The sequence below is a fragment of the Streptomyces sp. LHD-70 genome, assembly GCF_031157275.1.
In the GTDB taxonomy this organism is placed as follows: Bacteria; Actinomycetota; Actinomycetes; order Streptomycetales; family Streptomycetaceae; genus Streptomyces.
Genome location: NZ_JAVIFW010000008.1, coordinates 380,164 through 386,736 on the forward strand (window position 1 = coordinate 380,164; position 6,573 = coordinate 386,736).

At 71.2% G+C, this 6,573-nt stretch carries 7 protein-coding genes; 2 read left to right on the top strand and 5 right to left on the bottom strand.

Features of this window, described 5'->3' with window-relative positions; all coding sequences use genetic code 11:
- Positions 1 to 203 precede the first annotated feature (203 nt).
- Both RCO28_RS18645 and hemL read right to left on the bottom strand, forming a co-directional pair.
- Entirely contained in the window at positions 204 to 887 is a 684-nt protein-coding gene (locus RCO28_RS18645) for a histidine phosphatase family protein (protein ID WP_308942248.1), read from the bottom strand.
- Complete coding sequence (hemL, locus tag RCO28_RS18650) at positions 884 to 2,203, bottom strand: glutamate-1-semialdehyde 2,1-aminomutase (protein ID WP_308942282.1); 1,320 nt, start codon at positions 2,201 to 2,203, stop codon at positions 884 to 886. The genes RCO28_RS18645 and hemL overlap by 4 nt, the downstream gene beginning before the upstream one ends.
- Positions 2,204 to 2,488: 285 nt before the next feature.
- Here hemL and RCO28_RS18655 point away from each other — a divergent pair, with 285 nt between their 5' ends.
- Both RCO28_RS18655 and RCO28_RS18660 read left to right on the top strand, forming a co-directional pair.
- Positions 2,489 to 3,097: a hypothetical protein gene (locus RCO28_RS18655; protein ID WP_308942249.1), complete on the top strand. Its 609-nt coding sequence runs from the start codon at positions 2,489 to 2,491 to the stop codon at positions 3,095 to 3,097.
- Positions 3,098 to 3,358: 261 nt separating this feature from the next.
- The gene (locus tag RCO28_RS18660) at positions 3,359 to 4,546 is read left to right on the top strand and encodes a MerR family transcriptional regulator (RefSeq protein WP_308942250.1); all 1,188 of its coding nucleotides are present in this window, start codon (positions 3,359 to 3,361) and stop codon (positions 4,544 to 4,546) included.
- A 12-nt stretch (positions 4,547 to 4,558) separates the two neighbouring features.
- Here RCO28_RS18660 and RCO28_RS18665 read toward each other — a convergent pair whose 3' ends face one another.
- The 3 genes from RCO28_RS18665 to RCO28_RS18675 all read right to left on the bottom strand — a co-directional run bounded on the left by RCO28_RS18665 (position 4,559) and on the right by RCO28_RS18675 (position 6,440).
- Entirely contained in the window at positions 4,559 to 4,918 is a 360-nt protein-coding gene (locus RCO28_RS18665; protein ID WP_308942251.1) for a MerR family transcriptional regulator, read from the bottom strand.
- Between the two features lie 92 nt (positions 4,919 to 5,010).
- On the bottom strand, positions 5,011 to 5,811 hold the full coding sequence (locus RCO28_RS18670; protein ID WP_308942252.1) for an SDR family oxidoreductase: 801 nt from the start codon (positions 5,809 to 5,811) through the stop codon (positions 5,011 to 5,013).
- Between the two features lie 35 nt (positions 5,812 to 5,846).
- Positions 5,847 to 6,440 carry a hypothetical protein gene (locus RCO28_RS18675; RefSeq protein WP_308942253.1) on the bottom strand — a complete coding sequence of 198 codons (594 nt, stop codon included), beginning with the start codon at positions 6,438 to 6,440 and terminating at the stop codon, positions 5,847 to 5,849.
- Positions 6,441 to 6,573 lie beyond the last annotated feature (133 nt).

Consider the following 6,573-nt stretch of genomic DNA (forward strand, 5'->3'; position numbering starts at 1 on the left):
GTACTGATCCCCGCTGGTCCCCCACGAATGTGGGCACACCGGTAGATAGCGGCAGGGACGTAAGGGTTGCGCCAAGTGGCGTAAATCTTCTGCTGCTACGGCAACGCAAAGGCCGGGCACTCGGTAAGTACCCGGCCTTTACTGCGCATTGACTCTATTACGTACGGATTTGTCCGTTACGCCTGGACAGCAGAGATATACCCCTACGCCCCGAACGCCTTGTCCCTGCCCTTGACCGGCTTCGCGCCCGCGAGCAGATGCGCGGGGACGAGGTCACGGGCCGGCTCGGAGTACCCCACCGACACGATCCTGTCGCCGCGGTACGTGAACGACGTCAGCGAGGCGAGCGTGCACTGCCGCTTGCGCGGGTCGTGCCACAGGCGGCGCTTCTCCACGAAGCTGCGCACGATCCAGATCGGCAGCTGGTGGCTCACGCACACCGCCTCATGCCCCCGGGCCGCGTCCTTCGCCGCGTCGAGCGCGCCCATCATCCGGACGACCTGCTCGATGTACGGCTCGCCCCAGGACGGCTTGAACGGGTTGACCAGGTGCTTCCAGTTCTCCGGGCGCTTCAGGGCGCCGTCGCCCACGCCGAAGGTCTTGCCCTGGAAGACGTTGTCCGCCTCGATCAGGCGCTCGTCCGTGGCCAGACCCAGACCGTGCACCTTGGCGATCGGCCCGCCCGACTCCTGCGCGCGCTCGAGGGGAGAGGACACGACATGCGTGACGTCGCGCCCGGCCAGGTGCTCGGCGACCCGGTCGGCCATCTGCCGGCCGAGCTCGGAGAGGTGGTACTCGGGCAGGCGGCCGTAGAGGATGCCCTCCGGGTTGTGCACCTCGCCGTGGCGCATCACGTGCACCACCGTGAGCTCGTCCCGCGCGCTCATGCCGTGGCCTCCGCGGCGGCACGGGCGGCGGCGGGCAGGGCGTCGGCAATGCGCTGGACCGCGCGCTCGTCGTGCGCCGTCGAGACGAACCAGGACTCGAAGGCGGACGGCGGGAGATACACACCGGCGGCCAGCATCGAGTGGAAGAACGCGGTGAAGCGGAAGGACTCCTGCGCCTTCGCGTCGTCGTAGTTCCGCACCTCGTTCGCCGTGAAGAACACCGAGAACATGTTGGACGCGTTCTGCAGCCGGTGCGCCACGCCCTCCTTGGTGAGCGCCTCGGTGACCAGGCCCTGGAGCTCCTTCGAGACCGCGTTGACCTTGTCGTACGCCGCGTCGTCCAGGAGGCGGAGCTGGGCGAGGCCCGCGGCCGTGGCGATCGGGTTCCCGGAGAGCGTGCCCGCCTGGTAGACCGGGCCGGCCGGGGCGAGGTGCGCCATCACGTCCGCGCGGCCGCCGAACGCCGCCGCCGGGAAGCCGCCGCCCATGACCTTGCCGAAGGTCAGCAGGTCCGGCACGACGCCGTCGACGCCGAACCAGCCCGCCTTCGACGTGCGGAAGCCCGTCATCACCTCGTCCGAGATGTACAGCGCGCCGTTGTCCTGGCAGAGCTGCTTCAGGCCGGCGTTGAAGCCGTCGCCCGGCGGGACCACGCCCATGTTGCCGGGCGAGGCCTCGGTGATCACGCAGGCGATCTCGCCGGGGTGCGCGGCGAAGGCGGCCCGCACGGCCTCCAGGTCGTTGTACGGCAGCACGACCGTGTCGCCCGCCTGGGCGCCGGTGACGCCCGGCGTGTCCGGCAGGCCGAACGTGGCGACGCCGGAGCCGGCCGCGGCGAGCAGCGCGTCCACATGGCCGTGGTAGCAGCCCGCGAACTTGACCACCTTGGCGCGGCCGGTGAAGCCGCGGGCAAGGCGGATCGCGGACATCGTCGCCTCGGTGCCCGACGACACCAGGCGGACCTGCTCGACGGGCGCGATCCGGTCGACGATCTCCTCGGCGAGCGCGACCTCGCCCTCCCCCGGCGTACCGAACGAGGTGCCGCGGGCGACCGCGTCCTGCACGGCGGAGATCACCTCGGGGTGCGAATGGCCGAGGATCATCGGCCCCCAGGAGCACACCAGGTCGACGTACTCACGGCCGTCGGCGTCGGTGAGATAGGGGCCGGTGCCGGACACCATGAAGCGCGGCGTGCCCCCGACGGCGCGGAACGCGCGCACGGGAGAGTTCACGCCGCCGGGCGTCACGACGGCCGCTCGGTCGAAAAGCGTCTGCGAAACGGGGGCTTCGTATGAATACGGCACTTTGGTCCTGATCTGCGATGCGTCGGTGAGTGGACGACGACGGAAGTCGACGGGAGTTGGCGGGCCGCCTGGTCATAACGACCAGGCGTCAGCCCCCTCGCGTCTGCGAGACTGGGTGGACATAGGGAAAGCTCACACAAGCCATGGTGTCAGAGCCCTCGGACATCCTGCGGACAGGTGTTTCAGCACGGCTGTTCACACCCACGTTTCGGCGTACGGTCACGGGGGAGGTCAACTGACACGATGATCGGGTTGCGCGGCGTGGCTGTGTTACCTAAAAAGCAGTCGGGTGGAGATATGCATCGCGGTGGCGGACTGGGCGAGGGGACCGACGACCTCGGTCCCCGGCGTGCCCGCCGGGGGAGGCACCGTAGGGAACCTGAGGCCGCGGAGGCGGCGGCGGACGCGGTCGACCGGCGCGACGCCACGACGGGGATCCCTTCGAGCACGGGGAGCAGGGGTGGCCGGGTGGGGGTGACCTACAAATACTTCGGCGCCCCGGACGGTGCGACCGCTGCCCGGGTGCCCATCTCGATGCGGCCGGAGGAGCTCGGCGGTGACGAGCTCGGCATGGGCGGGATGTTCACGAAGATCAAGCCGGAGACGATGGCCGCGATGGTCCTCACCGGCATCGAGGGCATACCCCTGCACAAGGTGCCCCCGCTCGAACTCGTCGTCCTGCACCCCGACTACGCCGTGGTGAAGCTCCCCATGACCGTCGTCGACCCGCTCCGCGGTATCGGCGAGGAGGCGGTCGGCGCGGCCGCGTTCATCTGGTCCACGGTCCCGGACCGCGGCGGACCGCGCGATGCGTTCAATGTCTATCAACTGCTGCACGAGTGGCAGGACTTCAGCCATCGGCTGCATGAGGCGGGCCATCAGCCTTACTGCCTTGTCTGGCCTTGAGTTGTCTGGCCTGCGCTGCCTGCACTGCGCTGCTTGGCCTTGAGTTGCCTGCACTGCGCTGCCCTGCCCTGCCCTTGAATTGCCTGGCCTGAGCTGCCTGGCTCTGTGTTGCCTGGCCCTGAGTTGCCTGGCCGGTCTGTTTTGACCTCGATTTGATCTCGACCGGCCCGAACAACGGCCCCTGTTGACCCTCACCTTGGGGAAAGCCGCAGCATCGGCAGGGCCGGGCGGTCGAAGCGTCCGGTCGAGGGAGGCACGGGGATGGGTCTGCTGGGGATCGGGGCGTTCGCCCGGGCGGCGCGGCTGTCGCCCAAGGCACTGCGGCTGTACGACGAATTGGGGCTGCTCAAGCCCGCACACGTCGACCCGGTGACCGGCTACCGCCGTTACGCACCGGACCAGTTGGAGCAGGCCCGGCTCGTGGCGTGGCTGCGGCGGATCGGCATGCCGCTGGCCCGGATCCGTACGGTGTGCGGCCTTGAGCCGGACGCCGCGGCTCAGGAAGTCCGTTCCTACTGGGCCCGGGTCGAGGCGGACACCGCCGCCAGGCGAGACCTCGCCGCCTTCCTCGTAGACCATCTGACGCGGAAGGACCCCGCCATGGCATCCACGACCACCGGCACACCGTCGGCCCCGCTGAACATCCGCTACGCCGCGCTCTCCGATCAGGGTCTGGTCCGCGAGAGCAACCAGGACGCGGCCTTCGCCGGATCGCGGGTCCTGGCCGTCGCCGACGGATTCGGGCGTTCCGGCGGCCCGGCCAGCGCGGCGGCGATCGACGTGTTCAAGCGCCTGGAGACCGAGCCGGTCCCGGCGGGCAACCTCCTCAACTCCCTTGAGGACGCCGCCGAACGCGCAGGCCGCGCCGTACGCGATGTCGCCGCCGCCGACCCTGCGCCCGACACCGTGGGTACGACGCTCACCGCGATGCTCTGGACCGGCTCCCAGCTGGCGCTCGTCCACATCGGCGACTCGCGCGCGTATCTGCTGCGCGACGGCGAGCTGTTCCAGATCACGCACGACCACACGCAGGTCCAGGCCATGGTCGACGAGGGCCGCCTCAGCGCCGACGAGGCCGCCTCGCATCCGCAGCGTGCGCTGCTGCTGCGGGCGTTGAGCGGGGCGGCTGCGGCGGGTGCGGGGGCTCGTTCGGGGTCTGATTCGGTTTCGGGTGCGGGGTCTGGTTCGGGGTCTGGTTCGTCGTCCGGGGTGGGCGTCGGGGGCGGTGCGCGTGGTGCCGGGCCTGATCTGCGGCTGCATGACGCCGTCGCCGGGGACCGGTACCTGCTCTGCTCCGACGGGCTGAGCGCGGTCGTCCCGAGTGAGCGCGTCAGCGAGGTACTCGCCGGGACTCCCGGTCCGGAGGACGTCGTACGTGAACTCGTGGACCTGGCAAGGGAGTTCGGCGGGCCGGACAATGTGAGCTGTGTCGTCGCGGATGTGGGGTGAGGAGCCCCCGGCTCAGCCGGCCGAACGCGTCGACGCGTCGAGCGCCGCCGCCAGCCGGTCCCGCACGGCCGTCTGGGCCGCGATGCGGCGGTCGAGCACGGCGAGGCGTTCCCGCGCCACCGCCAGGCCCTGCGGCGCGGGCGGCGCCGAGGTCACGTCCCCGTCGAGGCAGGGCGCGAACACCCGTACGTCGTCGAGGGTGAGCCCCGCCGCGAGCAGGTGCCGGATGTTGCGAACCCGGATGACCGCGCCCTCGTCGTAGTCGCGGTAGCCGTTCGGGGTGCGCGCCGAGGAGATCAGCCCGGCCTGCTCGTAGTGACGCAAGGCGCGCGCCGTCGTACCGGTGCGCGCCGCCAACTCCCCTATCCGCACTAGGGTCGCCCTCCCTCAGCCGTGTCCCCGTCCCTCGCCCCCGATCCCATCATGTTGCGGGGCGTGAGCGCGGACTCGAGGGGGAGGAGCGGTCAGGCCACCACCGCTCCCCCGTCGACCGGCAGCACCACACCCGTCACGTACGACGCCTCGGGCGCTGCGAGCCGGGTGATCGCCCAGGCCACCTCCTCGGGCCTGCCGATCCGGCCGAGCGGTGTGTGCGCCAGCTGCCAGGCACGGAGTTCCGCGATCCGCTCCGGCGACAGACCCTGGTGGTCCCCGATCGGCGTCTCCACCGCACCGGGCGCGACCGCGACCACCCGCACCCCGCGCGGCGCCAGCTCCACGGCCCAGCTACGAGTGAGCAGGTCGAGGGCCACTTTCGTGGCCGCGTACACCGCACTGCCCGGAAACGCGCGCTGCCCGACCGACGTACTGACATTGGCGATCACCCCACGCGCCTGCGCCAGCAGCGGCAGCGCGGCCTGCGCGAGCAGGATCGGAGCGACCAGGTTGGTGGCCAGCTGCTCGTCGACCCCGCCGCGCGTGACCGCGCCGAGCGCCCCGCCACGCACGATCGCGGCGTTGTTGACGAGCACGTCCAGACGTCCGTACGTACGCTCCACCGCCTCGACGATCCGCTCGGGACCGCCGTCCGCAGCGACATCCGCGACGAGCGGAGTGATCAGCTCCGGGTGGCTGGAGGCCGCTTCCCGCAAGGGTTCCGGCCTCCGCCCCACCGCCAGGACCCGCGCCCCTTCGGCCGCGAAGGCCCGAGCGGTGGCCCGCCCGATGCCGGTACCCGCGCCGGTCACACAGACGACTCGGGGTGGAGTGGAAGCGGGGTGTTCGCCGGTGTTGGGGCTGGGGTTGGGGCTGGGGCTGGGGTTCATGTCGTGAGCGTCCGACCCTGACGCCAACGGCAAGGTCAAGCCCGCCTCTTGGCCCCGTTCCGGTCGCGGGTGCGGGCGCGGGCGCGGGCCCTTGCCCCGGTGGCCGTACGCGTCCGGATGCGGGCGCGGCCGCGCACCGGCCGCAGCACCTGTTCGAGCTGTCGACAGCCCTCGCACCACACGTCCGAGCGCCGGGCGGCGCGCGCGGCGGCGTTCGCGTCGTCGAAGAACAGCGGGTCACCGCGGTGCGTCAGGCACTCCACCTCGTACCGGTCGTCGGCCTGCCCTGCGAGCAGCACCGGATCCGCGACCGCCAGGGTGTCCCGGGTCCTGATCTGCGCCCCGGTGTCCCTTCTGGTGAAGATCCGCCCGTCGGCGTCGAGTTCGCGCACCTCCTGCTCGGCCTCCCGGACCGCGGCACGGCGGGCGAGCGCACCGTCGGGGTCGGGCGTGAGGGCGCGCGCCGCCCTGGACCGCAGCTTGTCGAGAGCCGCCTCCACGCGCCGGGCATGCATTCTGACGGTCGCACGGAGGCGCCGGCGCCGGGCGTCCTTGACGTCGAGACCGGCGTAATTGGGACCGAGACGCGCGTCGCACGCCACGTCGACCGGTATGCCGCTGCTGCTCATGAGGCGATGACTCCTTCGACTCCCCGAGGCAGCTGACCCCCACGAGAGTCGACTCTAAGGCGGATACGGGAGCCTTGCCCGTTCTGGGCGAGACGGGGCGGTTCGTTGGGGCGGTTTGGTGGGGGGGGTTGGT

Excerpts from the sequence above, each read along its gene's own strand:
- RCO28_RS18675 (WP_308942253.1), bottom strand. The coding sequence starts at position 6,440 with ATGAGCAGCAGCGGCATACCGGTCGACGTGGCGTGCGACGCGCGTCTC.
- RCO28_RS18670 (WP_308942252.1), bottom strand. The coding sequence starts at position 5,811 with ATGAACCCCAGCCCCAGCCCCAACCCCAGCCCCAACACCGGCGAACAC.
- RCO28_RS18645 (WP_308942248.1), bottom strand. The coding sequence starts at position 887 with ATGAGCGCGCGGGACGAGCTCACGGTGGTGCACGTGATGCGCCACGGC.
- RCO28_RS18660 (WP_308942250.1), top strand. The coding sequence starts at position 3,359 with ATGGGTCTGCTGGGGATCGGGGCGTTCGCCCGGGCGGCGCGGCTGTCG.
- RCO28_RS18655 (WP_308942249.1), top strand. The coding sequence starts at position 2,489 with ATGCATCGCGGTGGCGGACTGGGCGAGGGGACCGACGACCTCGGTCCC.